This window comes from Paenibacillus swuensis, assembly GCF_001644605.1.
Lineage (GTDB): Bacteria > Bacillota > Bacilli > Paenibacillales > DY6 > Paenibacillus_N > Paenibacillus_N swuensis.
Genome location: NZ_CP011388.1, coordinates 1,311,474 through 1,336,639, shown reverse-complemented (window position 1 = coordinate 1,336,639; position 25,166 = coordinate 1,311,474). Strand labels below are relative to the sequence as shown.

Annotated in this window: 21 protein-coding genes and 1 pseudogene; 19 read left to right on the top strand and 3 right to left on the bottom strand. The window is 41.8% G+C overall.

Features of this window, described 5'->3' with window-relative positions:
• The first annotated feature begins 868 nt into the window (after positions 1-868).
• Positions 869-1,339: a hypothetical protein gene (locus SY83_RS05600; protein ID WP_068605067.1), complete on the top strand. Its 471-nt coding sequence runs from the start codon at positions 869-871 to the stop codon at positions 1,337-1,339.
• 68 nt (positions 1,340-1,407) lie between these two features.
• On the opposite strand, the gene SY83_RS05595 is transcribed toward SY83_RS05600, so the two are convergent.
• Entirely contained in the window at positions 1,408-1,896 is a 489-nt protein-coding gene (locus SY83_RS05595; protein ID WP_068605065.1) for a hypothetical protein, read from the bottom strand.
• A gap of 993 nt (positions 1,897-2,889) precedes the next feature.
• Between SY83_RS05595 and SY83_RS05585 the strand changes: the two genes are divergently transcribed.
• The 16 genes and pseudogenes from SY83_RS05585 (at position 2,890) to SY83_RS05525 (ending at position 17,905) form a co-directional block, all read left to right on the top strand.
• Complete coding sequence (locus SY83_RS05585; protein WP_068605054.1) at positions 2,890-3,297, top strand: Imm41 family immunity protein; 408 nt, start codon at positions 2,890-2,892, stop codon at positions 3,295-3,297.
• 89 nt (positions 3,298-3,386) lie between these two features.
• The gene (locus tag SY83_RS05580; RefSeq protein WP_068605052.1) at positions 3,387-3,836 is read left to right on the top strand and encodes a hypothetical protein; all 450 of its coding nucleotides are present in this window, start codon (positions 3,387-3,389) and stop codon (positions 3,834-3,836) included.
• 118 nt (positions 3,837-3,954) lie between these two features.
• A complete protein-coding gene (locus tag SY83_RS05575) occupies positions 3,955-4,392 on the top strand; it encodes a hypothetical protein (RefSeq protein WP_068605049.1) in 438 nt (145 codons plus the stop codon).
• An 81-nt stretch (positions 4,393-4,473) separates the two neighbouring features.
• Positions 4,474-5,049: an SMI1/KNR4 family protein gene (locus SY83_RS05570; RefSeq protein ID WP_082882727.1), complete on the top strand. Its 576-nt coding sequence runs from the start codon at positions 4,474-4,476 to the stop codon at positions 5,047-5,049.
• 285 nt (positions 5,050-5,334) lie between these two features.
• Positions 5,335-5,448, top strand: a complete 114-nt coding sequence (locus SY83_RS23765) for a sigma-70 RNA polymerase sigma factor region 4 domain-containing protein (RefSeq protein ID WP_082882350.1) — start codon at positions 5,335-5,337, stop codon at positions 5,446-5,448.
• A gap of 180 nt (positions 5,449-5,628) precedes the next feature.
• Complete coding sequence (locus SY83_RS05565; RefSeq protein WP_068605045.1) at positions 5,629-6,066, top strand: hypothetical protein; 438 nt, start codon at positions 5,629-5,631, stop codon at positions 6,064-6,066.
• Between the two features lie 185 nt (positions 6,067-6,251).
• Positions 6,252-7,085 carry a heteromeric transposase endonuclease subunit TnsA gene (locus SY83_RS05560; RefSeq protein ID WP_068605039.1) on the top strand — a complete coding sequence of 278 codons (834 nt, stop codon included), beginning with the start codon at positions 6,252-6,254 and terminating at the stop codon, positions 7,083-7,085.
• Positions 7,075-9,279 (top strand): DDE-type integrase/transposase/recombinase, encoded by a 2,205-nt coding sequence (locus SY83_RS05555; RefSeq protein ID WP_068605036.1) that lies wholly within the window; start codon positions 7,075-7,077, stop codon positions 9,277-9,279. Before SY83_RS05560 ends, SY83_RS05555 begins: the two co-directional genes overlap by 11 nt.
• Positions 9,276-10,937, top strand: a complete 1,662-nt coding sequence (locus tag SY83_RS05550; RefSeq protein WP_068605034.1) for an ATP-binding protein — start codon at positions 9,276-9,278, stop codon at positions 10,935-10,937. The genes SY83_RS05555 and SY83_RS05550 overlap by 4 nt, the downstream gene beginning before the upstream one ends.
• A 5-nt stretch (positions 10,938-10,942) precedes the next feature.
• Positions 10,943-11,833 (top strand): annotated as a pseudogene (locus SY83_RS23760) (TnsD family Tn7-like transposition protein); the annotation flags it as partial.
• Between the two features lie 78 nt (positions 11,834-11,911).
• A complete protein-coding gene (locus tag SY83_RS23480; protein ID WP_231891385.1) occupies positions 11,912-12,328 on the top strand; it encodes a TnsD family Tn7-like transposition protein in 417 nt (138 codons plus the stop codon).
• Positions 12,329-12,404: 76 nt separating this feature from the next.
• Positions 12,405-14,054, top strand: a complete 1,650-nt coding sequence (locus SY83_RS05540; RefSeq protein ID WP_068605030.1) for a TnsD family Tn7-like transposition protein — start codon at positions 12,405-12,407, stop codon at positions 14,052-14,054.
• 175 nt (positions 14,055-14,229) lie between these two features.
• A complete protein-coding gene (locus SY83_RS23020; RefSeq protein WP_157279799.1) occupies positions 14,230-14,397 on the top strand; it encodes a hypothetical protein in 168 nt (55 codons plus the stop codon).
• Between the two features lie 89 nt (positions 14,398-14,486).
• A complete protein-coding gene (locus SY83_RS05535; protein WP_068605024.1) occupies positions 14,487-15,569 on the top strand; it encodes an ABC-three component system protein in 1,083 nt (360 codons plus the stop codon).
• Between the two features lie 3 nt (positions 15,570-15,572).
• Positions 15,573-16,058, top strand: a complete 486-nt coding sequence (locus tag SY83_RS05530; protein WP_068605022.1) for an ABC-three component system middle component 2 — start codon at positions 15,573-15,575, stop codon at positions 16,056-16,058.
• On the top strand, positions 16,058-17,905 hold the full coding sequence (locus SY83_RS05525; RefSeq protein ID WP_068605020.1) for a hypothetical protein: 1,848 nt from the start codon (positions 16,058-16,060) through the stop codon (positions 17,903-17,905). The genes SY83_RS05530 and SY83_RS05525 overlap by 1 nt, the downstream gene beginning before the upstream one ends.
• A gap of 749 nt (positions 17,906-18,654) precedes the next feature.
• Here SY83_RS05525 and SY83_RS05520 read toward each other — a convergent pair.
• Together SY83_RS05520 and SY83_RS05515 are read right to left on the bottom strand one after the other, a co-directional pair.
• Positions 18,655-22,422: a hypothetical protein gene (locus SY83_RS05520; protein WP_068605018.1), complete on the bottom strand. Its 3,768-nt coding sequence runs from the start codon at positions 22,420-22,422 to the stop codon at positions 18,655-18,657.
• A gap of 28 nt (positions 22,423-22,450) precedes the next feature.
• On the bottom strand, positions 22,451-24,025 hold the full coding sequence (locus SY83_RS05515; protein ID WP_068605016.1) for a stalk domain-containing protein: 1,575 nt from the start codon (positions 24,023-24,025) through the stop codon (positions 22,451-22,453).
• Between the two features lie 173 nt (positions 24,026-24,198).
• On the opposite strand from SY83_RS05515, the gene SY83_RS05510 reads away from it, so the two are divergent.
• Complete coding sequence (locus tag SY83_RS05510) at positions 24,199-24,672, top strand: MerR family transcriptional regulator (RefSeq protein ID WP_068605015.1); 474 nt, start codon at positions 24,199-24,201, stop codon at positions 24,670-24,672.
• On the top strand, positions 24,662-25,087 hold the full coding sequence (locus SY83_RS05505; protein ID WP_082882348.1) for a hypothetical protein: 426 nt from the start codon (positions 24,662-24,664) through the stop codon (positions 25,085-25,087). The genes SY83_RS05510 and SY83_RS05505 overlap by 11 nt, the downstream gene beginning before the upstream one ends.
• The last annotated feature ends 79 nt before the right edge of the window (positions 25,088-25,166 follow it).

Below are 25,166 nucleotides of genomic sequence, written 5' to 3'. Positions count from 1 at the left end.
TGTTGAAGTAACGGGCAGTTAGCTCGACACGCTAGTGGTGGACTTTTAACTCGAGAAATGGCAAGTTGATCAAAAGCGCAGAAGAATTCGTTAGATTAAGAAATAGCGATGACCCAAACGATTATCTGAGAGCTGCTTGGGGGGAAGCGACCGCAAATGTTTGGATCGACGTAATTAATTGTTACCCTGAAATGAAGTTTTGGGTAGCCCAGAACAAGACTGTTCAAGCAGAGATACTTGAATTGCTAGCACTAGATGCGGATCCACGAGTAAGATCAATGGTGGCTTCCAAGAATAGCATATCCCAAACCCTCCAAATGCAATTGGCATATGATACTGATCATTCCGTCCGTTAACGGCTTGTTTATAACAAGAAGGTGAAGTTAAGTGTGCTTCAAATACTTTCCAATGATATCGATGAAGAAATACGCCACATAGCGATACAGCGCACAGTAGAGAAAAGATACAAATAGCTTAGTTATAACAAGTTAACAACAGTCAATATGCCGGTTACTGTTTAACTATTGGCAGGATAGTACGAAAAAATCGCATAAGAGATATGAGGTGATATAGATGGCAAGAGTGCATTGCAAATGTGGAGAGACATTAACTAATTCTCAGACAAATGATGTTCAACTACGGGTCTATACAGAGAGGTGAATTGGAGATTATAGCGTAAGGAAATTAATATTATAGTAAGCTGATGTTCACATGCACTTTAAAAGGTAGTATAATAAAATAAGGAAAATAATACATTTTATAGTTTGATCTTTTTTCCTTTACGGAGCCTATCCATTTGTTCAACATTTAAGTGAATATAATGTTTTAAAGTAGGAAATAATTATTGGTATAGAAAGGACGGGATAATATGTTAAAAAAAATATATTCAATAGCCTTTGCAGTGACTATTATTTCAGGAGTGGCATTAATATCAAATTCAAAAGCAGACACCTATTCAGAAATGGAAACCGTAAATAAGAAAGTTAAAAATCCTGTTAACACTAATTTTTCAACAGATAATGTAAAATCTGTAGAATCAATAAAAAACGTAGAATCCGTAGAATCAAAAATCGCAAAAGGGTATTATAGTCAATTCTATACACCTCATGGCATGTTCGTGCGAGCAGATGAACAAAGTATCTTTAAGGAATCGGAGATAGCAAGAAATATAGATGAAATCGGACCTAATACGAATCAACTAATTTTTGAAGGCGAGTTTTTTTTAAAAGTAGATGAAGCAGAATTTTCTAAAAATTATCCCAATTCGTTGCTCTTAGGTAAAACCTTAAATGATGAAAATCCGACTGATACTGATGTTCCATCAAGTTTATCAAAATAGTAATTTCATTTCATAAAGAAGGAGCCATTGTTTTCGACAATGGCTCCTTCTTGGCCTTCTTGTTTTACTTAATCATTGATTGATCCATATCCACTAGCAGTTGTAACTCCAATATTTTTTATTTCCAAAGCATAAGTACCTGCTTGAACACCGGAAAAAGTTATTGTTTTAGTAGCACTTGAATAGTTACCAGCGATTGGTATGCTACTTTTTTCAGAAGCTCTTAAAGTATACTCAATAGATACAGTCCCGCCACCACTAGTAGTGGGATACTGGGCAAGCTTTACCGTTATATCGCCGTAAGAGTAATGATTGAACCAATCTTTAGTTGTATAGTCGTTAGATGAAAGAGGCCCAAAGGAATAGTTTTGCAATAAAGCGAATGGTGTCACGATTGCGTTCGTATTTTCTTCTGTATAATTTGTAGTAACAACTACCGAACTAACTGCATACGTGCTAGTTTCTACTACTGGTTCAGCAGCATAAGTGCTTGGAACAATAAAGGTTAGTAAAGAAGCAGATGCTAGCAGAGACAATGCCATTTTTTTAAGTTTCATTACAAAATTCCTCCCATTAGGTAGATTTAGTTTCCATCTATAAAACTAACATATTCATTTTGTGTAATCTATAGGAAAAGTATACTTTTTTTCCCACACTCAAATCAGGTCTTTTTACCCTTATTTTTGTCTCTATCTAGGAAGAAATAAAATTTTCGACATGCTCTGCTATTTTTCTAAGACATTTTAGGAACATCATTTCTCGAATATTATAAGGGGGGGAGGAATTTTAGGATGTCGGACGACAAGAACATACACCTATTCAAATCCGCTAAGAATGCGGTTTTTTTGTTTTTCTCGGACAAGTTCTTGTCGCGGATGAACGACAAGAACTTAACCCTTTTGTAGATGCGCGACAAGAACTTAACCCTTTTGTAGATGCGCGACAAGAACTTAACCCTTTTGTAATTCATTTATAAACGCAGGAGAATTCTAATTGGGAACGAAATTTAATCAAAGGAAACTGATGAGGCTGCCACTAATATGTAGGCAGTTTCGTTAAGCTAACGGGACACTATAATTCAACCACGCAATGACGGTAGCCGGCACACCATCGGCTGCCGTATTTTGTTGAAGTAAAGGGCAGTATAGCATCAACAAAAGCGGTCCATAGATTAATCACTGATACATTAAGAAAGGTGGAGGCAAATGACTTTTGGATATTTCTTACTCTCTGTTGTAATTTCAATTATTCTCTTTTTCGTTATTGGTTTTACACTTAAGCCTAGTAACAGTGATGGAGGACTGGTTCTAATCATTGGAATTATTCTTTCACTACAGCTTTCATTAATAACTGCAATTTTATTAAACAAAGAAAGTAAAAAAAATAGGAGATCTACGTATTTCAGAAAAATTTTTGTTGTTACGCAACGGGATACTTTAGTTCAGAGATCCAGGGAGCATCTTAATGTGCGGTAGCTGCTCCTCTGTCATTAAGCTAAAGGGCAGGATAATTTATATAGAAACTTTCAAACACGTCGGAGGGAAGAAAACATGAAGGAGTATTTTCAAATACTTAACAATAATTATGAAATCAAAGAAGGTTCTTTCATTTATTCATTATCTGAGGAAGCAGTTTTCAATGAACAGCACTTTTGGGATTATTACAACGCAGTCATAGAAGTTGTAAAGGAAAACTTGAATAAGCAATTGGATAAAGAGGTAACTAACATTATTCATTGGACTTACAGGAGAATTATGGATTGCTTCTTGTGGCATCTGGACACGAATGACGCCTATTTAATGGATAATTTTCCGAGTGATAATTTCATTTATTTCAAAGAAAGATTAGATTTGATGATTGAAGGTTATTTTGGTGACTTTGTAATGAATGAAAAGCAATTTGGTGACTCAATAAAAAATCCTAATTACCCTGAACTATATCCACAAGTGAAGGATTAAAATTCAGCCTGTTGAGATAACGTGCAGATTAGTTTAGTACCTCTGAAACAAACGTTATTTTGGATAAAAAGATGGGGTGACATGATTAAATGAAAAAAATCTTAATTTTTATAAGCTTTTTAATTTTTGCTGGATACTTGAGAGTAGGTGATATTGATTTGTCTGGTCAAGAACTATATGGATATCAACCGAATACTCCGTTTGGAAAAGAGCGAGCATATTCAATCGTTGAAGAAGAAAATATAGGAACGAACCTTTCTTTGAGATATGAAGATGGCATTCGTTTTATTGTGAGCCCTGATAACATTATCTTGAGCATCGAAACACGCTCTGAAATGAAGCCATTCGAAAGCAGAGATGGAATTAGACAGGGGGACTCGGTGGATAAGGTCATAAATAAATTAGGAAAAAAATACTCCACCCTTATCGAACAAGGAGCAAAAATTTACACCTATCAAGATTCGAAAAACCAGTTAATACAAGAATTTTGGACAGTTGATGGGAAAGTTCAAATTATTCGCTTAAAGAGGAAGGATTAAATCTGAACGTTAGTTGAATACCCAAAGGGCTGTCACGTGGCAGGACCTTCGCTCATCTATCGGGAAGTTTAATCGAGTTGAACTTGGAAAAATTCAAGGGTTTGAATGGAGGAACCTCATGAAGCTTGAAGATCAAGAATTATTATTTAGTCTTTTTCATGATGGTTCGATTAGGGCGATTGAAAGACACGGAAATAAAATAACGTTTTCGGTCGATATTTTGTACCTTGCAGAAAGGATTAACTCTTCATACGAATACTTTGAAATCGTGCTCAATGATACACTTGAGTTTTACTTTGAAGATTCAGAGTCCAATGAAATAACCACCCAACCTCAAGGAATTAATAAGCTTGAGCTTGAGATATTAAAGACTGAACTTATCGAAGAAAAAATAAAGATATTTTGTAGTGCAAATAACGGATGCTTGTTTGGCTTCCTAATCATTAATGCTAAGGACATACGGGTTTTAGATCCCAAACAGAACAACATCAACTTAAAGGTGTTAGAAGTTATAGCCAAGAACTATTGGGAAGAATTTGGTCACGAGTTAAGCTAACTGGGAACTATAGTTTAATTAATAAAACTGCAGTAGATCACAGGACCGAATGCGCTTTTAATGAAAACCAAAATACAGGGGATGAAAACAGTGAAATTATTGTGGGGAAGAATGGAGAACTGGCTTAAAAAATATGCACCAGAAGTATTAGAAGATTTAAACCCAGGGGCAACTGAGTCTGAAATATTGGAATTAGAAGTTGCATTAGGTATCAAATTACCAGAGTCTTTCAAAGACTCTTTGCGTATTCATAACGGACAATCAGGGGAATCCCAGTGGCTTGTTGCAGGCTGGGAATTACTTTCTACTCATAGAATTTTAGACGAATGGACTGTTTGGAAAGAACTTTATGATAAAAAGTCATTTGAAGAATGGAGACCAGAGCCCCAAGTAGGGATCGCTAACGTGTGGTGGCAACCTGCATGGATACCAATAACATATAACGGATGCGGGGATCATCACTGTCTTGATTTAGCACCAACCAACGAAGCTAATAAAGGTCAAATCATTAGTATGTGGCATGATTCTGAAGAAAGAGAAATATTAGGCAAGAGTTATAAGGAATGGTTTGCCCATCTTGTTCAAACCTTCGAAGCAAATGATTCCGAATATGTTTTTGAAAGCGGCGATTTTGAGTTTAATGCTAACAAAGACTAAGCTAACTGGGAACGAGAGCGCAATGATAGCAGGCTGCCGAGAACATCGGCAGCCTGTTCAATGTTTAGCTAAGACAAGGATAGCGTGGAAGACCCAATTGCAATAAAATGGATTTAGCCTAGTTATGGTCCAACCATTAAAAAAGGTTGATGCACACTATATGTATCAAGATCTATCCGACAGGAGCTGGTAGATATGGATGTAATAGCAAAAATAGAGCCTTATTTACCTGCATTGAGGCTTTAATGCCGTTCACTTGCCGGCACCGATTGGGACACAGAGGATCTGGTTCAAGATGTAATAGCCAAGGTGCTGCATGCAATTATGCGCTCGCCTGAGCGGCCGATTAGCTGGTCATATCTGTTTCGGATTGCAAAGAACGCGTGGAACGATCATTAACCGGGCAGAACGGAAGCGGCGCGATGATTACGTGACAATGTATCATAAAACGACAAGGTTATGCACAGCTACAACCGGTAAAGAGGCACCCACTCGGGTACTTTTTTAATTCTTTCATACTGAATTAAATATCCGAAAACGGATAATACTAATACTATTAAACAGAAAGGAAGAGATTTTATGAACAACGAAGCGGTATCTTTGGGGCATGCTAAAGTAACGGGAAATGGGATTTTTTTTAAGGGCCATTATTATTCGACGGCAGAAGCAATTAAAGGTAGATGGTTCGAACATGCTGGTTGGATCGGGGGATGGCCGGTAATTGTGGTTTATAATCCAGGGAATCTGGTCTCAATTTTCATCGTAAACGAGAGGGACCAATCGCTTATTAAGTGCGATTCTATCAATCCGCAAAGTGAGTATGGAGAAAAGCTGGAGAGATACTTTCAAAGCATTCAACTGTTACAGAAGGAACGTCTTACCCGACCCAGACGGAAGACCTCCAGAGCAAGACAGCAGCGTCGCGGCAAACAGTCTCTGCGAATGCGTGAACTTATCGAGGAAGTACAGAAAAACATCATAAATCACAAAGGAACACACTCAATTCCAGATTGTTAAATATAAAACAACTAGAATGGAGAATTGAGCAGTACGAGAGTGAAAAGGCTCTATACTGATTGAATTATATTCAGTTTGGGTAAATTATTTAAATAATTGAACTCAACATTTCCTAATTGAATACATACTATCAAGGGCGACTCGACACAATATGACGAGTCGTCCTTTCTGTTAGGAGGATAAAAATGAGAGCTTCGCTTGATAAACGAATAGCACGCTGGGTTAAAGAGGGGCGGGGGAAGGGAACAGGCGAAGGATATAAGCCTTGGTTGACAGCAAAAAGTGTACCTTCGAGAGGAAAGACTCACAGGCCAAAAGGCATCAAGACAGCACGGGAGCATTTGTTTTTATCTGACTGGGAGTATTTTTACTTTCTTCTCGTAGATTGGTCTCGATTAGTCGTTGATATTCGTGAGCAATTCCCGCTGCTGGATGAATTAGGTCTTGATATTACAGAAACAGTTTCAATTGCAGAAGAGCTTGGCGTGGAACATCCGATCGATCCGCCAGGAAATGAGCTGAAGGTTATGACCACGGACTTCCTCATAGATTTGCACAAACAGCAATTAGCGGTTTCCTTTAAGAAAAGCGACTCAATCACTACTAGAGAAGTGGAAAAAATGGAGATTGAGCGAATGTATTGGGCACGAAGAGGATTAAAGTGGGAACTTGTAACAGAGAAGGACATCCCACTTGTGTATGTAAAGAATATTGAATACGTTCACTCCACTTATTATTTTGATGATTATCATATTTCTCCTGCCATTGTTGAGAAAGCAAAGCGGATAATGGAACCGCTTTTTCTTAAAGGAGAGAAAAAATTAACCGACATCACAAATTTCTGTGATGATCGATTGGGGTTACAGCCTGGAGAAAGTCTTACGATCGCCAGATACTGCATTGTCAGTAAACAGTGGAAGATCAATATGGAGGAGTTAATCGAGACCAATCAACCACTTGCTCTGTTAGGGATCTCTGTGCCCAATGAGAAGGGGGGGGTAAGTCAAGTTGCAAACTGAACTCTATGTGAACAGTATTCTTGAGGTTTGGCCAACAGATAAGGATTACAGTGAGGAAGACGTGCAGCCAAAATTACACCGCGTACTATGGTTAAATCGTCATCTTGTGGTCACGATTGATATCCATGACAAAACTGCTCAACCTGAATTTATTGATCGAGCGGAGATAGAAAACCAGGTTGAATCTCTGGATATACAAGTCACGTCATATTTCATTCCTCGACTATCTCTACCTGATCATAGTCTGAACAAGAAAGAGATCCATATAAGAGATAAGACATGGGCCTACCTGGAGCCGGCTGTTACGGGAAAACATGTTCCAGATATCTACAAAAAGCGGCTAAGAGGCATTATTATCGAGGAGATTCACGAGCGGTTTAAGGTATCAAAAACATTAATACGAAACAACCTTCGTAAGTATTGGCAGAGGGGGATGGTCATTAATGCATTGCTTCCTGACTATCCGAATTGCGGAAATAAAGGGCAGGAGCGGTCTGGATTAGGAAAGAAACTCGGATGTCCCAATAATGAAAGTAAAGATGACCACGAACTCATCGGAATAAATGTTACGGAAGAAATAAGAAAGAACTTTCGAAAGGCAATTGAACTTTGGTACAAAAAACGGGAGAAGCGTAGTCTTTTTGATGTGTATGAACTCATGTTAGGAAAATTTTATAAAGCGCACATAGACGAAGAAGATGGTATTACATTGTTACCCGAGCATGAAAGGCCTACATTTCGTCAGTTTTATTATTGGTACAGCAAAGAGAGAAACCTAGTTGAAGAATTATCTAAACGATTGGGAACGCGGAGGGTGAATCTGAAACATCGCGCAATCGATGGTAATTTTGATAAAGCTTCCTTTGGTCCAGGCTCTATTTATCAAATCGATGCCACTATCGGGAATATCTATCTGGTCAATCGAAAAAATCGTGATTGGCTAATCGGACGGCCTGTCATTTACTTTGTTATCGATGTATTCAGCAGACTTATTGTAGGCTTATACGTTGGTTTGGAGGGACCAAGCTGGATAGGAGCTGCACTCGCGCTCGAGAATGCCGCCTCAGATAAGGTTGAGTATTGCAAACGTTTTGGCATCGATATTACGAAAGAAGAATGGCCCTCCTTCGGTTTACCAGAGCAATTAACGACTGACCGCGGTGAGTATGTCGGCAATAAGCCCGCACATCTTATTAAGACACTCAACGTAAAAGTTGAGCATCTCCCACCTTTTCGGGCAGATTGGAAACCTTTTGTCGAGAAGGCGTTCGATCTGAGTGATGATTTGTACGTCAAATGGACGCCAGGCGGCATTCTAGAACGAATGAAGGAGCGTGGCGATTTGGATACAAGGGACAAACGTGCACTAGATATTCATGAGTTCGAGACCATATTAATCGGGTGTGTCAGATACCATAACAAGCACTATATGCAAAGTTATCGTAGAAATGATGCCATGATTGAAGACGACGTAACCCCAACACCTGTGGATTTATGGCACTGGGGCAGGAAGAATAGTCTCGGCACATTGAGTTATGTAAGTAAGGACCAACTCCGCATGAATTTGCTTCCCTCCAGGAGAGCGCGATTTACAGCCGGGGGGATCAGGTTCAACAAAGATCTCTATACGTGTGTTACGGCCGAAGAAGAGAGTTGGCGTTTTCGCGCCCGTAATGGTGAAAAGTTTAATGTGGAGTATAGTTTTGACCCTCGGGATACATCGCATCTTTTCTTAAGACATTCTGATGGTCAATTTGAAGAATGCTTTAAGCTTGAGGAGCAGCATAGTAAGTATATCCCTAGTAACAGGGATTTTCGATGGGAAGAGGATCTTGATGTCGTTGCATATGAAGCTCGACAGGCGAGAAAGGGAAGGTCGAAGAACACGGAAGAAAAACTGAGATTGATTAATAAAAACAATAAAACAATTGAACAAGCGAAGAAGAAAACGGCGGCTGAAACTCAAGATAAGTCAAGGCGGACCCGGCCAGAGGATGTCCGTGAACACCGAGCAATTAGTAAACAGGAAGAACGCGAGGAGAGAGCGTGGAGACTCGAGAAGGATGAAACGTCAGAGCTAAACAAAAGTGATATGGTTGTGTATCTGGCTGACAAAAAGTCAGATAAGTATGTGCCGCGAGTTGACCATACAGATTCAATACTCAGAGCAATGGAAGAGGATGATGATGAATGAATGTTCGGAAACCTCTCCGGGGCAGAATTGAGTTCGCTGCTTACAAAAAAACCGGGATTCAGGAGTATGATGACCACCCCTTGATCGAAGCTTTGCCTGAGATACTGGACTTACAAGAGACAGCCAAGAAAATTAAGCTGGTTAAAAAATTTGATTCCGGAGAACGTGAACTATCCCCCGGTAAACGGAAGCACTGTGTAGAGCGACTATCTTCCTTTATCATCCCGTTAAATAAACATCTAGAGGTCGAAGAGAAGTTGTCAATCTTAATTAGGAAAGGGTACCTCTCCAGAAATATTGCTAACGGCGATCACACGAGACGAGTGCGTAATTGCATGATGAGATTCGAGCGTCCTGATATTGCTGATCTTGAGAAAGAGAAGTATAACATTCCGTTACCAACCGCTTCGGGACTAGGTATCATCGGTATATCCGGGGCTGGAAAGTCTACAGGTATATCGAGGATACTGAACCTTTACCCTCAAGTGATCGTGCACACTGAATATAAGGTAAAACAACTAGTATGGCTTAAAATTGATTGTCCGGTATCCGGAACTATAAAGCAGCTTTGTTTGAACTTTATACATGAGATCTCCGAGCTGGTTGGAGAAGTGGAATACAATACATTTATGGGTTATAAAACGGATGAGTTGATCCGGATCATGTCCTCACTCGCACTTAAACATCACTTGGGTGTTCTTGTAATCGACGAAATTCAATACCTTTACGAGGTTAGATCCGGCGGGGCTGCATTGATGCTTAATTTCTTTAATACACTCACCAATACAATTGGCGTCCCGATTGTCCTGATCGGGACGCCAAAGGCTCGTCATTTGTTTACCAAAGAGTTCCGGAATATTAAGAGAATTACGGATCAAGGAAGCGTGGATTGGGACCGTCTTCAGCAAGAGAGTAACGATTGGCGTACACTTATCAAGTATATCTGGAAATATCAATGGACTAAAAAATATGTAGAATGCACGACTGCCATAGAAAAAGCACTATATTATGAGTCGCAGGGTATTCCGGATTTGGTCATTAAGGTATTCAAAGAAGCGCAGAAAAGAGCAATTGGATCAGATGATGAGCGGCTAACAGAGGAAATTATTCATTCGGTTGCACAGGACCAGTTTAGGCTTCTGCAGCCGGCTCTTGATGCACTACGAAGCGGAAAGAAAGCGGAGATGCAAAAGTACTTGGATATTTTCATGAGCTTCGAGCCTGAGAAAATGATCAATAACGAAGATAGGGAGTTATTCTCAAAAGAGTACGGTATTGAATTAGATGAGGCACTTATTGAGCAGAAGGACGAGCAATCCTTTACCGAAGTCGTATATTGGATAATGGACATGGGGTACACAGGGGATCAGGCAAAAGAGGTTGCCTTAGAAACACGTGCAGACGATATATCCGTATGGAAAAAGGCAGCGTACACAAAAGCAATGAACAAATACGATAATGATCAAGCCAGCATCTCTTCAAAGCGGTCTAATCCTGAGAAATCTAAAGGAAAGAAGTCTAACAACTCCAGTAACAAAAAAACCACCGGGTTGATGACTGTAATTGACCGTAAGGCAAAATCAAAAAACACTTCATTTTATCTGCTGATTAAGCAAGCTGGATATGTTCAGGATGTAAGAAGTAGATTGGGGCTATAGTGATCATGGAAATATACCCGGATGAGATTTTGGTTAGTGCCCTCGCGAGAAGAGCGAATACAGGAGACAAAAGAATAAAGCCATCGATTAAACGACTGTTTGGGTTTGGCCATAAGAAGGCCTCTGTGGATTTGCCATCTTCCATTGGGATGCTTACCGCGAACAAGGTTTTTACCATGTCGAATGAACAGCTTATCCAAGATCACACGTTGTATCCTTTGTTTCATCTTTTTATAACTGATGCTCAAGCGACAAAGGTTTTTATCGCTATGATCGATGATCGCGGAAGTGCTGTTCATCTTACAGCAGGGATTATGGCTAGTGTGGTCCGACACAAACAGAGCTTAAAGTTATGTCCAGGCTGTTTACGTGACGATTATACAGTCTATGGTGAACCGTTTTGGCACTTAAATCATCAACTGCCGGGAATGCTGGTATGTCCCAAGCATCTTCACAGGCTTATTTCGAATTGTAGTACTTGCGGAGAAGAACTTACAGTGATTACGGAATCCAGTCTGCCATTGTGCCCGTCTCACTGTCGGAATGGACATGATCTTGCAGCACAGGTCGAAAAGGTTCACGATGATAAAGTCCATATATTATCGTGTGGTATTACGCGGTTATATGAACTCGGAAGAACTGGCGCCTTAAACCACCGGAAATTTCACCAGGTATATCAGCAGCGTCTTAAACAACTAGGGCTGTGCTCCTCGAAGGGAAGAGTGGAGCAGGCTAAAGTTTCTCAACTGTTTAGGAGGTGCTATTCGTCGAACCTGCTGAATTCTATAGGTGTACCCGCACCTTCTGGGCTTGATTCATGGCTAGCATGTGTCCTTCGTGCGCCGCGGCGGTCGTTTCATCCCCTACTGCATATGTTGGTGATACTTTGCTTATGGGACGATGTTAAGAGTTTTTTTGTGGACTATAAAAACGTCGGGAACTATGAGACAACAGGCTATAGGAAGGGCACCAGAATGAAAAGTCCTAATATAAATAACAAACCTCGAGTTGACTGGATAAAGCGAGACAAACAAGTTGCTCATTGCATTAATGAAGCCATCCTTGAGATACGCTCTGCTCCAGGTAAACCTCGTCGGTTAACAATCTGTAGAATTGGGCGACACATCGGGCAGTTGGCTTTATTAGAGAGACATTTAGACAAGTTGCCAATTTGCCGAGCGTTGCTGCACAGGAACTTGGAAACGGTAGTCCAACATCAAAAGAATAAGATTGATTGGGCTTTTGATTCTCTTATTTTATCGGGGAATGTATTATCGGAGTGGAGAATACTTCGGGAGGCGGCCATGAGAAAATACGCTTCAACTGATGTAGTAAGCTATTTACAACAAAAATTGAAGCTAAACATAGAGCAAGCATCAATTGCTTCATGAAACCATTTTCAAGTACAGGTTATTGAAATAATACCTTAGATAGCTAGGCTTACGGCTATCTATGGGGGTGATCAACATGAATGATAAATTGTATCCTGATGAGTTAGTTTGCAGCCTCATCGCAAGAAAAGTTCACTATCTTGGTAAGAAGGGTTATAAACGTACGCTTCATAGTATGTTTGGTAGCCCCCACGTACAAAATAAATACGATTTACCGTCTAGACTAGAAGACTTATCTCACGCAACTAATCTAGAAGTCGATGAATTGCTTTATAACCATACTTTGTATCCGTATTATTATAGCTTTTTGACAGATAAACAACGGGAAAATCTAACGCGTTCCATGATCAAAGGAGCTGGTACTGGAAGATCCCCAAATCAATATGCAGGGCTTACTAGATCTTTAATTAGATCAAACACTCAACTTTTTTTATGCCCTCTTTGTATGAAAGAAGATATCAACTCAGTGGGTGAACCCTATTGGCATCGTGCTCATCAATTGCCTGGGGTATTAGTTTGTTATAAACATAATGTAATGTTGCATTCTTGTTGTCCCACCTGTAAAAGCGCTATTGGATTTACTACCATCAATGAAATCTGTATAACACCGGCTTTTTGTGCGTCGGGACATAATTTAACTCTCACAGTCCAAAACCATGATGAAAACTTATTTATAGTTGCGGTTGAGAGTTACACTCTTTTAAGAGGTATTATCAGTGATAACACAATAATTCAACAAAAATATTTACAAGCTTTAAGGAATAAAGGACATATAAATAAGCTCAGAACCTCAGTAATAGATCACCATTTTTTAATGGAACAGTTTTTTGAACGTTTTAGTCCGGAGTTTTTAAGAGTGATACATGTAGATATTCCTCAATCCGATAACAAACAATCATGGTTTAGAAAAATACTCAGAAATCAATATACCAAAAATATGCACCCGATATACCACTTGTTAATGATGGTTTTTCTGAGTAACACGATCGCATCATTTTTAAATATCAGTATCGAGAAAGATTTTAATGCAGGTAGATGGCCGTGTTTAAATGTTGCATGTAACTTTTATCGAGAAAAAGTTATTAATCGAGTTATCCAAGAAAAGAGAGAAGGTAACGTAAAACCTCTTGGGGTCTTTGAGTGTCCATATTGCGGCTTTACATATTCTAGAGTTGGTCCTGATAAAAAAAGAGATGATATTTATAAAATCCATCATATTTTAAAGACCGGAGATTTATGGGATAAAAAGTGGGAAGAAATCATCAAGATCGCAAAAGGTGTTAAGCACTTAATTCGCGAACTAAAGGTGTCAGGGACGTACATTCTAAAAAAACTGAGAGATAACAATTTAACGCATCTTCTCGGGGGTCATGAAGACTTTACAAAAGCCCAGGAGGTGGTTCGCGAACGTTTCACGATATTCTTAAGAGATCATAAGTCAACTTCCCGAACGGAACTGGCTCAAATTAACAGACGCGACTATTGGTGGTTACGAAACTACGATAGAGAGTGGTTAGAACAAATACTAACCAATAATGAACTTGTTCTTAAGAAGAGGAAATTGTTTTTAGAAATAACTAGAAAAAATCCTAAAGCCACTAGAACTGAATTATCAGAAATAAATGATGTGGTCTATCGTTGGCTTTGGAGAAACGATTATGACTGGTTACAAAATCATTTACCACCTTCTAGACGTTCAGGCAAAAGACTAAGGCACTTAGAATGAATTGCCGAGCAAAGATTCCTTTTTGCTTGGCTTTTTGTGTTCTTATTCTTGTGTGAATTTTAATAGAGGTGGTAGAATAATTGTAATCATTTCCATTGCCTATGTGTTTTGTTGAGATTCTTATAGGGATTGGATAAAAGGAGACCGCGTCATATTAGAAACCACTGAAGAAGGTATGCTTCATGGATTGATGGAAAAGGGCATTGCCGAACTTGAAACATCTATTGGGCAAAAAATTGATGGTCAAAAAATCACTGAACTTATGGTTCGTCCAATCACTTTTGTCTTAAGCCAGTTAGTTCGATTTGAGGAGGAAGCGAAAATGAAGGAAGACTCCATTTGATGACCAACCATCGCTATAAAAGATGGCCTTATCTTGTAGAATAATGGATAACCCAGAAATGAAAAAATGTTACATAATGGGGGAAGTGTATGATCACTTCGAGTTTACCAATTGAGAGAATTAGCAAAAAGTCTCCAGAATTTAATCCCTCCGTAAAGGAGTTCAACATCCCTCCACTACAGAGAGTTGAATCTTTTTCCCCGGAAAGCTATGAAGATTTCATTAATGAATGGGCAATATCATGTGCTAGACCAAAGTATAGAGATGTTTATAGAATCGGTGGCTCCGGAGATAATGGGAGAGATGTTATTGGGGAGTATGATGATGGAACTATTGACTATTACCAGTGTAAAAGATATGGAAAGAAACTTATGCCAAGTATGTTTTGGATTGAACTAGGTAAATTATGTTACTACACTTACAATAAAGACATTCCTGTGCCTAAAAATTACTATATTGTTGCAGTCCATGATTTAGGCCCATCATTGGTGAAGTTAATGGGGAATAAAGATTTGATGAAAAAGAGTTTGCTCAAAGAATGGGATAATAAATGCAAAACGAAATTAATTGAGGGCCAGAACATAGGTCTAACTCCTGAATTATTAGAACATATCAATGATCTTGATTTTAAAATTATCGGAACTCATTCAATGCAGAAGATTATTGAAGAGCACAGACAAACTGACTATTTTTACTTTCGATTTGGTGGCTATATGAAACCAAAACGAGGCTCATTAATTAGTCCTCCTGAAGATCCAGAAGCAAATGAGCTGTTGTATATTAATCAGCTATTAAATGCTTATTCAGATAATAAGAAGTCAAATATCACAATGGGTAACTTAAGTGATGAACCTACCTTTTATGAGGACTTTAGGGATAATCGTCGTAACTTTTATAGTGCAGAGTCGCTAAGGAGAACTATAAGAGAAATTTTCAACGATGAGGATCATTTTAACTTATTAAAAAGCGAAATGCATACTGGAATTTGCGATTTTATAAAAACAAGTTTTGTTGATGGATACGATAGACTCATAAAGACAATGCATGAGTCGACAAAAGTTAATCTTTCGGTGAGTCCTGTTGATAGAGAATTGAACTTTGTAACTAATCAAGATAAAAAGGGGCTATGTCATCACCTTGTAAATGATGAAAAAATGAATTGGGTGGTCTGAGGAATGGGCAGAATTTACAACACTCCATTAGAGCTTGGATTAAGGGCACTATTTATATTACGAGCTGCTCGTGATAGTAGTTATAGTTTAGATAGGTTGGTTTATTTAGATTATCTTACAACCTACAGTAGTGATTCCGAGTTAGACCTGAAGAGTCTTCATCCGGATTATCCATTGCGTGTTATTGAGCTCTTTACACGGCGCACTGTATTACAGCAAGGGTTATCTTTAATGGCTACAAAAGGTCTTATTGGTATCGAGTATAATGATAAAGGGTTTCTGTACAGTGGAAACATTAATACAGTATGGTTCTTAACTACTATTAATAATAATTATGCAATTCAATTATCAAACTCGGTCGAGAAAATTATTGAGTATTATAAAGAATTTAGTGACGAACAAATTAAGGAATATATAGATAAACACTATAAATCATGGGGGAACGAGTTCGCTAACATTTTTCCCTATAATGAAGAGGCGATTCTATAATGGCAGGTTTCTACATTAAAGAGTTAAGGGTCACCGGTATTGGTGTTCAGGATGCATCTGTTATATTTGAAAAAGGTTTAAATGTCATTAATGGGCCGTCAAATACAGGAAAATCATATATTTTTAACTGTATTGACTATATTTTTGGAGCATCTAAACTTAAAACATTTAAATTAAGTGAATCCTATGACGATGTATTTTTAGAGATAAGAGATAACGTTAGCGACAGACCAAAAACAATCTATAGAAGCATTAGTAACGCGAATCGCATTTATTACAGTGACACGGATATTTCTGGATTTGTTATTAGAAAAGACAATAAGTTATTGGCGGATCATGATGCAAAGAATGAAAATAATATTTCAAGGTTTTTATTGAAGCAGATTGGTTTGTCTGAGAATAAGCAATTGCTTACAAACCAATCAGGAAAGAAGAAAGGATTGGGCTTTAGGGGAATTGCAAACTTATCACTAATTAACGAAACCAAAATTATTAGTGATGAAGAGTCACCCATATTTAATAAAGTTAAGACTGACGAATCTTATTGTAAGTCACTGTTTAGATACTTATTGACACAAGTTGACGATGCTAAGTGTGAGGAAATCGAAAAAAAAGAGATTAGAAAGGCGCGCTTGGAATCAAAAATAGAATATATTGAACAGGAAATTAGTGAGCTAAAAGTATCACTTATTCAGCAGACTGAACTTTTGGAGAAGAGTGACGCTTCAATAAGAATGGAGATTTATGGTGCAGAGTTAGCTGAGGTCGAAAATAGAATAAATACAAAAAAATCCATCATTACTCAATGTAGAAAAGAACAAAATGAGTTGAATAATCAAAAAAACCGCTTTTCCCTTTTATTGGAGAGATTCTCGGTTTTAAAAGAACAATATACTAATGATCTGGAAAGACTGGAGTTCATACATGCTGGCGGTGATTTTCTAGATCAGTTAACAGTTAACGCATGTCCAGTATGTAATAACGAAATGGTTGATGAAATCCCAAAAGATGATATTTCTGATTTGTTCGCAGCATCAATGACGGAAAGAAGGAAACTGTCTTCTTATATTGAAGGTCTTGAATCGACCATTAGTGACACCAACGAACAGCTTATGGATATTAATATTAAAATGGGTGGTTTGCAGGAAACTATAGATAAAGAAATTTGTGTGCTTGAAGGAATCAATTCTTCAGAGCTCGTCCCTTTGAAGAGCCTAATGAATGATTACATGAATTATTTAGATATAACTAATAAGATAGAAAGCATTAATGCGAGAATTGTACATAAACTCAATGATCTAGAGAGTTATGAACAAAAATTAGCTCAGAAGCAAGGGAAATTGAATTATGATACAAAGATTTCTAGCGAAATAATCAAAGAACTTATGAAAACCATTGAAAAAACACTTGTAAGTTGGGGATATAGCGATAAAGAAAATATAGAGGTATTGTTTGATGAAAAAGAACAGGACATAGTTATTAACGGCCAACCAAGAAAGAGTAATGGTAAGGGTTACAGGGCATTTTTTTATGCGGCATTTTCAGTATCGTTAATGGACTATTTGATTAGTAAGAATGCACCGTTTAGTAAGGTTATTATTTTAGATTCACCTGTTACAACTCTTAAAGAAAATGAAATAAAGTCTGGAAACTTTGATGAAGGTGATATCATTGATGTATCCATGCAGGACAAGATGTTTGAATCGCTATCTAAGTGTAGTAGTGAAAAACAAGTGATTATTATTGAAAATAAAGAATTACCTACTGGACTAACAAATTGTAACCATATAGCTTTTACTAAGGGAGAACGGGCAGGCAGGTATGGTTTTTTCCCAGTTAGTGATTGAGACTAGGAGAGAATTGTTAAAGAAGTACCGCAACATAAACGGGTATCCATAGATTGGACACTTTGAAAAAGGCGATCAGACTGTGGATACCTACGTTTCTGATACGGGCCTAGAGTATTAATAATCGGAGTTGGATCGATTTTGATTATGAGTTAGTTCAGTACGCACATAAAACAATAACGTTACATGTCGTGAATTTTTTGAAATCAAGTCGAAAGCAGTGGCAGACGAGGTTTCTATTCCCTTGCAGTAGAATTGATAACGCAGCGACCGTAATAATCATTACTAGTGAAAAATGTTGGATGTGGAATAATTTAGTTGAAAAAGCCAGTGAAACCAACATCTTCGAAAACAAAACTTTATTGTAATTGAACATTCAGCAATCCGGCTATTTAATTTCAATTAGAACAACACTTTTTTGTAATTTTGGTGATAAAGGGAAGTCAAAAAAGTTAGTGATATCAAGGATATCGGGAACAATACTTTATTGTAATGAATCAGTTTCTATTAACGTAAATAGAGGATGGTTAGTTCATTATATGAACTGACCTCCTCTATTTTTTATTTAATGGAAATGTTGAATTATCGGATTGTACAAGAGCCTAGTTTACGTATTTCGGATGCACTAGGATTTTGTTTCATTGAGATATTCGAAATAAAAACTCCCCTACGGTAACCAGGTTAATTATTCGCCTGATTATCGTATGAGGAGCATATCACTTATAGGACAGCCTACTCGGTTCTCCGAATTACTTCAGCAATTCCAGTGTGGCTTCCGGAGCGGAATGCGCGACTTTAAATATGTAGCCGGTCATATTGCGCCCCGCGCGCACGCCTTGCACTTCCCCGCTCAAGAGACCCTGATGGAGGGTGAATGTCTGTCCGTTGATTTTGTAGGAAGTAAATGACGTATCGGTCTGAACAGCGGTATAGCTGACGCCGCGGCGGAGGCCCGTGATGCCGACCTTCAGCCCGGTATCGGTCTTCTCGACCGAGTCGATCTGAACGCCGGATACGACTCGGATGTCGCCGAATTCCTTTGCCGCCCAGTGCGGCGAGATGGCGGCAGTATCATACTGCATATTGGCGAGCAGCCATTCAGGCCAGATGTTCTGAATCACCGGCTTGTCGAGCGCGACGTCGACATTGTCGGGAAACCGTCCTTCACGCTTCGTCGTTGCCGCCTGGCGTGTTCCCTCCCAGATGATGCCGTCGGCCAGCTTGTTCCAGTCAATGGACTGATCATATTTCGCAAGCTGCTTCAAGCCGTCAGAGATGACGAGCCCGTTCCACTGTACATGGCGGCCCCACCAGCCGTCTCTCCAGTTTGTTGCCGAGAAAGAAGCAACGGAGCCGTAGAGGGAGTGCTTCCGGTCGGGAATCTGCCACAGGTAGATGAAAGGCAGCCCGGTTTCAGCAAGATGAACGACCAACTCGAGATGCTTCGGATCTTTCTTGTACTCATAGGCTTCCACGGCGGCCAGCAAAGCCAGACCGCTTGCGAAAGATTCGGCGCCGAACAACGGAAGCTCCCAGGGGCCGGCACCGGTCGGTTTGGTAAAGGCGGCGATGGCATCAAGCCCTTTGGAGGCTACCTGCCAGGCTTCTTCGCTGCCTGTCATCTTAGCCGATTTAATAGCCTGCAGCACGAAAGGCGCTGTCGTGCCCATCGTCTGATCGCCTTCCTTACCGAATGGCGCCGTCGTGCGGTTGGGCACGAAATTCCAGTTGCCGTTCGGCTGCTGGCTGTTTTTTAAATCCTGCGTTCGACGTTCTGAGATTTTATATAAATCGTCGATCACGTCGCGGTCCTGACGCAGCCAGTAGGAGTCGGTATAGCTCCACTCGATATTTGGTGCGGGCTTGTTGATGTTATCCAGAATTTTTTGGGCCCGCGCCGCATCGGATTCATCCAGCACGCTGCGCATCGTCTGCAGATTCTGAAGCAGACCAAGTTCGACGGATTTCGCTTGCGAGAAGCCGATGAATGAAATCCATCCGTCCTTGCCGCGTTTCTCCTTCTCCAGACCGTTAAGCGTAAGCTTGAATTGCTCTTCGTTCGAGCGCGGAGCAGGCTCCGGAATGTCAGGCAAGCCTTTCTCTTTCACATAATCCGTCACACCCTCGAGCGCATGATCGCCCCTCGAGACGCGAAGCTCGGCATCGAGCTTAATCTCGGCGCCTTTGGTCAACGGGAATGCGTTGATCGCGTGGGTCTTGTTCTCATTCACCCAATAAGGTATGGATGGCGCGAACATGCCGACGATCGAATGCTCATAGCCTTCCCGATTCGGTGAGTCGAACAGGACGGAAGGGTGCAGTTGTCCACGGGTCCATTCGAGCATGGGATTCCAGATGAACGTCATGATATCGTTGTCGTTCTCGATCGTAGCAGCAGGAATCGTAATCTTGTAAGGATGCGGCACCGATCTTTCATGGAAAGGAGGCAGCACCGCGATCGTATTCGACGATTTCTCCTGATCAAGATAGTCGACGCCCGGGAAGATGGCGCTGTCTTTGGCGCCGCCGAAGGAACCGTCACCGGCCAGGAAGGAAGGGCCGTCGAATACTTTCAGCTTGGCGTCGTCTGCTGCTGTGAAACGCTGCGACATCAGGACGCGGTCGTTTACGACGGACCAGACGACTTCAACATCGCCGCGCTTGTCCTTAAGCTTCATCGTTACGGAAGAGTCGGTCTTGGCCGTAGTGCTTAGCCCCTCGATCGGCGTCTGAGCCGATCCCTCCAGCCACAATCTGCCGAAAGGAAGCGTGCCAAGCAGCTTCTGTCCGCCTGTCGTTTTCTTGTACAAATGTCCTTCCACCGCTTTGCCGTCCTTCTTGTAAATGGCAACCGTCAGCTTGTCATTAGCAATCGTATCAATTCGGGACGGATTCCGCTCGTTCACGTTATAGGATGGCAGAATCGAGACCCTCGTACGCTTGAGCTCGGTACGAACGCCATTTCTCATGACATTGAGTACCAGCTCCTGATCGCCGGGGCTTGCAGGCGGCAGATCCCACTTAAGAGAGATTTCTTTATCGGGGTTCAGCAGAGAAATGGGCTTGATCTCACTCCGGCCGTTCTGCACGAGTTCAACGGCCAGCTTGTCGTTGGAATCAATGCGGCCCAGACCGTTATTGGTAAATACGGCCTTGTAACTCCAGGCGCGGTCGGCATACAGACGTTTGCCGGACGGTGCGGCGGCCTTCAGGTTCAGAATGCCCATATTCCTCAGAATGGCAAAATTGGTAACCTCAGCGGTTGAACCCGCAGTGAAGGTCAGCGTAAATTTCACCCTCGATGGGGTCGTTCCGGTGGATACGTCGTCGAAGTTGAAAGGAATCATATAGCGGAAAGTACCCGCTTCCGCTGGTATGGCAACGACGTCGAATGATTGTGTCGATTTATCCTGGCCGTCGGCGATCAGAGTGCCCGATGCTTTCAGTGCGGGCGTAGCCGAGCCGGTCGTGCCTTTCAACTCGACATAGCCATTCAGCACTTCAAGCGGAGCGGAGATGACGCGACTTTCACCGGCCTTCAGATTCCACTTGCCCGAACCGGTCTGAATCGCACCGGATGTCTGCCAGTCTGCTGGAGGACCGCTCCAGTCAGCCGGGGCTGCATTCGTTCCGGCGAGAACAATCCGGGGTTCCGCGAAGATGGCCCAGCCGTAATCCGAGACCGGGTCCGGAGCTGTAGCGAATTCTAGCTTGACGCTCTGCCCGGCGAAGGCCGAAACGTCCAGAATATGATGAATCCAAGACGTTTCCTTCCTCGTGATCGTGAAGATTTCCGTATCGTTCACTTTTACGAAGAAGCGGATGCCCTGAGGCTTCGCATTGTCGATGATGCCGGTATAGAAATCGAGAACAAGCGGATCGTTCTCGCTATATGCAGTCAGATCCACCTGGTAGACGGCAGCATGATAAGGCAACGGCGCTTCATCCTCCGGATCCTGCGCGGCGGGAGGAATCGGCGGGTGAATGAACAGGCCGTCACGGAAGACGCCGCTTGATGGAACAGCGGGAACGATATTAACCATATTATCGGAGCCATAGCGCTCGAAAGGTTCGGTCAGCGCATCGAACAGGATGTTGCCTGCCGAGATCGTCTTGTTCGACGGCGCATAGATGACGCTGACCAGATCCTTCTTGGCATCGGTCTTCACTTCAAGAGCATGGGTTGCCTCCGCAAGCTGGTTGACCGGCGCATAATATTTACCGCCGATATGCTCGGCAAATATCTGCGCGTCGCCGATACTGACCTGGTTCATTAGCGCGTCATACGTAAACGGTATGTTCAGGCTGCGCGCATATACGGACACATCGGCATGAGTCAGACCGTTTACTTCTTTAACGGCTTCGTCTTCAAGCAAGGTACCGTCGACGCTGACCTTCATGGAACCCTTCGCTGCATGGAGGGTAACGGTTGGGACGATGGCGGCGAGCAATGCCAGAATCGTCAATAGGCTGATTATTCTTGTAAGATAGCGGGATGCGGGCCTGATCTCTTTCATGTTTGCCTCCTTGATATAAAGTTCCTCATTATGGCGCTGCGGGCTCAACATTGCCGCCGTTCGGGTCGTTGCTTACCGCAATGTCCTTGAATTGAACCGTGGCTTGCGTGGATGCGAGTCCGACATAGCCTTCCGTGAAGCTGCTGTCGGATAAGGTAAGGAAAGGCTCGGCCCCGCCGTTCACATAAATGTTCATATCGGAACCGACCATCGCAACCTTCAGATGAAGATCCTGCTCTGTGATGCTTGTGCCAAGCTCCTTGCCGGCAAGAACGCCGGAGCCGGGCTTCAGCACGAGGAGATTACCGGTTCCCGTTGCGATGACGAGATAGCCGTCATCCCACGGTAAGGCGGATGCGTTCGCTTTGCGTAAATTAAAGCCAGCCCAGTTGTTCAGATCTCCCTTCGCATCGGTCATGCGAATTGTAGCCTCGATGGCGAAGTCGCCGAGCAAGCTTTCCTCGCGCGTAGCCACGGAACCGTTCGTCACTCCGTCCGTCGTGTAGACTTCGTTCTCTATGCTCCATTCGCCGATCTTCGGTGTGAAGACATGCGCAGGTCCCGGGCCTTCTGGGTTCTCGGTGATCACAATATCTTTGAACTGGACGACGGCCTGTGTGGAGCCGAGTCCGATATAGCCTTCGGTGAAGCTGCTGTCCGATAGGGACAGGAAAGGCTCAGTTCCGCCGTCTGTGTAAATATTCAAATCAGGACCGATCATAGAAATTTTTAAGCGTAAATCTTGTTCGGTAATGTTTCTACCCAGCGGTTTGCTTGCAATCGGTCCTTCACCGGCTTTGAACACGACGACATTGCCTGTTGCCGAAATATACAGCAAATATCCGTCGTCCCACGGATAACCGGATCCGTTCATTTTGCGGAAATTGAGGCCCGCCCAATTGTTCGGGTCGCCGTTGTCGTTCAGCATGCGAACCGTGACTTCGAAGGAGAAGTCGGCAAGGACGCCTTCTTCGCGCGTCACCGTGGAGCCGTTGGTCGTTCCGTCTGTTGTGTACACTTCATCTTCAATCTTCCAGTTTCCGATCTTCGGCGTAAAGATCGAATCATAGACCGGGTCGGTGCCGCCGCCGTATGGCTCGTCATTCGGATCAACCGGGGGCACGTCCGGAAGATGCTCGATGGACACCCGGAATACGGATTTGCCTGCGTCAGCCGTTACTGTCCCGCCCAGCGCTTCGGTAACGAACTGGAACGGAATCATAATCTTGCCCCCGGTTTCCGTTACGGGAGCGGGAAGATAATGGGGCACGCCGTTCTTCAGTGCGGTTGTTCTGCCGAGCGTGAACTGCGCGGTTCTGCCGTTCTTTCTGATCTTGATGGTGGACGTATATTCATTGTGTACATAGACGGCCTGCAGGGCGTTAAGATACTCATTCATCGGTACGTACAACTCTTTTCCTTCCCGAATCGGAGATGATAGGAAATTAATCGCGGTATCATTAATTTCAATTCTCACAGGGGGCGAGGCTGAGCCGATCCCCGTCAGACTCGCGGTTACCAGCAGGACTAGAACCAACGTCAAATACGTGATCCGAAAGCCGCCTGCCCTTGTTTTGCGGGAGATTCCCAGTTTTCCGTGCATGAATGAATACCACACTCCTCATATTATGATAATTGCAAACGATTACATAAATAGTTTAGCGGGGTACGGGTTCTTTTCGTAGAGTAGTATTTTTACCTTCCAGCACGATTTTGCCAGTTAAACAATAAAAAAGGACTTGACATTGAAGTTCGCTCCAATGTTATTTTGGATTCATGAAAATATACTATTCTATACAAGAGGTTTCTCAAATTCTCGGGATTTCTAAAGATACGCTCCGGTACTATGACCGAATTGGAATCGTATCGCCAGCCCGGGACGACAACCGGTATCGCAGATATACGAAGAACGACCTTATCAATTTGATGAATATTCAGATTATGCAAGATGCCGATTTTACTCTTGATGAGATTAAGGGGAATTTCGGGACTCACAGGAAGGAGAATATAGACCCTGTAGTTTGTCAGGAGATTGCCGTATTCATAGAAGCCAAAAATGCTGAAATCAGCAAGAAAATTGCCCATCTGGAGAAGGTAAGTCAGTTGCTCGACATAGCAGTCGAAACGCTCCGGAACTTTAATCATGAAAGCGACCAGCGGCTGAAAGAGTATGTTAGAGCGATGTATCCGTCTGTTCAAAAGCAAAATCCGAAACGATCAGAAGAGGAGTGTGGTGAAGATGAAGGTTAGAAATATTTATTATTTCATTGCTGGCATTCTTGCGTTGCTGTTTGCCGTCACGCACGCTTGGAACGGGCAATCCGCTGTCCTACCGTCGCTCCAGAATCACGGGATCATGATGGATACGCGAATCGTATTCATTTATGTTTGGCACATCATCACCGCGGAAAATCTGGTCTTTGGCATCATGTTTATCATGATGTCTTTGCAAAGCATGCAATCGAACATTCGGTTTGCAGCTTGGATATTCGTGTGGCTTCTGATGGTTCGGCTCCTGACTGTTGTGGGGATAACTGCATATTATGACATTTCGGCACTTACGGGGACATTAATCGATTCGATAGCCATCGTTATTTACGTTATTCTCATCATATTCGGCATATATACGAAGAGAAAGAGTTCGGGGCTTAGAGGAAGCGCATAAACAAAGGCTGCCGGAAGAACGGCAGCCTTTAGTTCACTCAAGAAACTACAGTAAACGATATCGTGTCACTCGACGTCAT

Coding starts and splice junctions, on each gene's coding strand:
- SY83_RS05600 (WP_068605067.1), top strand. CDS start 869: ATGTTAAAAAAAATATATTCAATAGCCTTTGCAGTGACTATTATTTCA.
- SY83_RS05595 (WP_068605065.1), bottom strand. CDS start 1,896: ATGAAACTTAAAAAAATGGCATTGTCTCTGCTAGCATCTGCTTCTTTA.
- SY83_RS05585 (WP_068605054.1), top strand. CDS start 2,890: ATGAAGGAGTATTTTCAAATACTTAACAATAATTATGAAATCAAAGAA.
- SY83_RS05580 (WP_068605052.1), top strand. CDS start 3,387: ATGAAAAAAATCTTAATTTTTATAAGCTTTTTAATTTTTGCTGGATAC.
- SY83_RS05575 (WP_068605049.1), top strand. CDS start 3,955: ATGAAGCTTGAAGATCAAGAATTATTATTTAGTCTTTTTCATGATGGT.
- SY83_RS05570 (WP_082882727.1), top strand. CDS start 4,474: ATGAAAACAGTGAAATTATTGTGGGGAAGAATGGAGAACTGGCTTAAA.
- SY83_RS05565 (WP_068605045.1), top strand. CDS start 5,629: ATGAACAACGAAGCGGTATCTTTGGGGCATGCTAAAGTAACGGGAAAT.
- SY83_RS05560 (WP_068605039.1), top strand. CDS start 6,252: ATGAGAGCTTCGCTTGATAAACGAATAGCACGCTGGGTTAAAGAGGGG.
- SY83_RS05550 (WP_068605034.1), top strand. CDS start 9,276: ATGAATGTTCGGAAACCTCTCCGGGGCAGAATTGAGTTCGCTGCTTAC.
- SY83_RS23480 (WP_231891385.1), top strand. CDS start 11,912: ATGAAAAGTCCTAATATAAATAACAAACCTCGAGTTGACTGGATAAAG.
- SY83_RS05540 (WP_068605030.1), top strand. CDS start 12,405: ATGAATGATAAATTGTATCCTGATGAGTTAGTTTGCAGCCTCATCGCA.
- SY83_RS23020 (WP_157279799.1), top strand. CDS start 14,230: ATGCTTCATGGATTGATGGAAAAGGGCATTGCCGAACTTGAAACATCT.
- SY83_RS05535 (WP_068605024.1), top strand. CDS start 14,487: ATGATCACTTCGAGTTTACCAATTGAGAGAATTAGCAAAAAGTCTCCA.
- SY83_RS05530 (WP_068605022.1), top strand. CDS start 15,573: ATGGGCAGAATTTACAACACTCCATTAGAGCTTGGATTAAGGGCACTA.
- SY83_RS05525 (WP_068605020.1), top strand. CDS start 16,058: ATGGCAGGTTTCTACATTAAAGAGTTAAGGGTCACCGGTATTGGTGTT.
- SY83_RS05520 (WP_068605018.1), bottom strand. CDS start 22,422: ATGAAAGAGATCAGGCCCGCATCCCGCTATCTTACAAGAATAATCAGC.
- SY83_RS05515 (WP_068605016.1), bottom strand. CDS start 24,025: ATGCACGGAAAACTGGGAATCTCCCGCAAAACAAGGGCAGGCGGCTTT.
- SY83_RS05510 (WP_068605015.1), top strand. CDS start 24,199: ATGAAAATATACTATTCTATACAAGAGGTTTCTCAAATTCTCGGGATT.
- SY83_RS05505 (WP_082882348.1), top strand. CDS start 24,662: ATGAAGGTTAGAAATATTTATTATTTCATTGCTGGCATTCTTGCGTTG.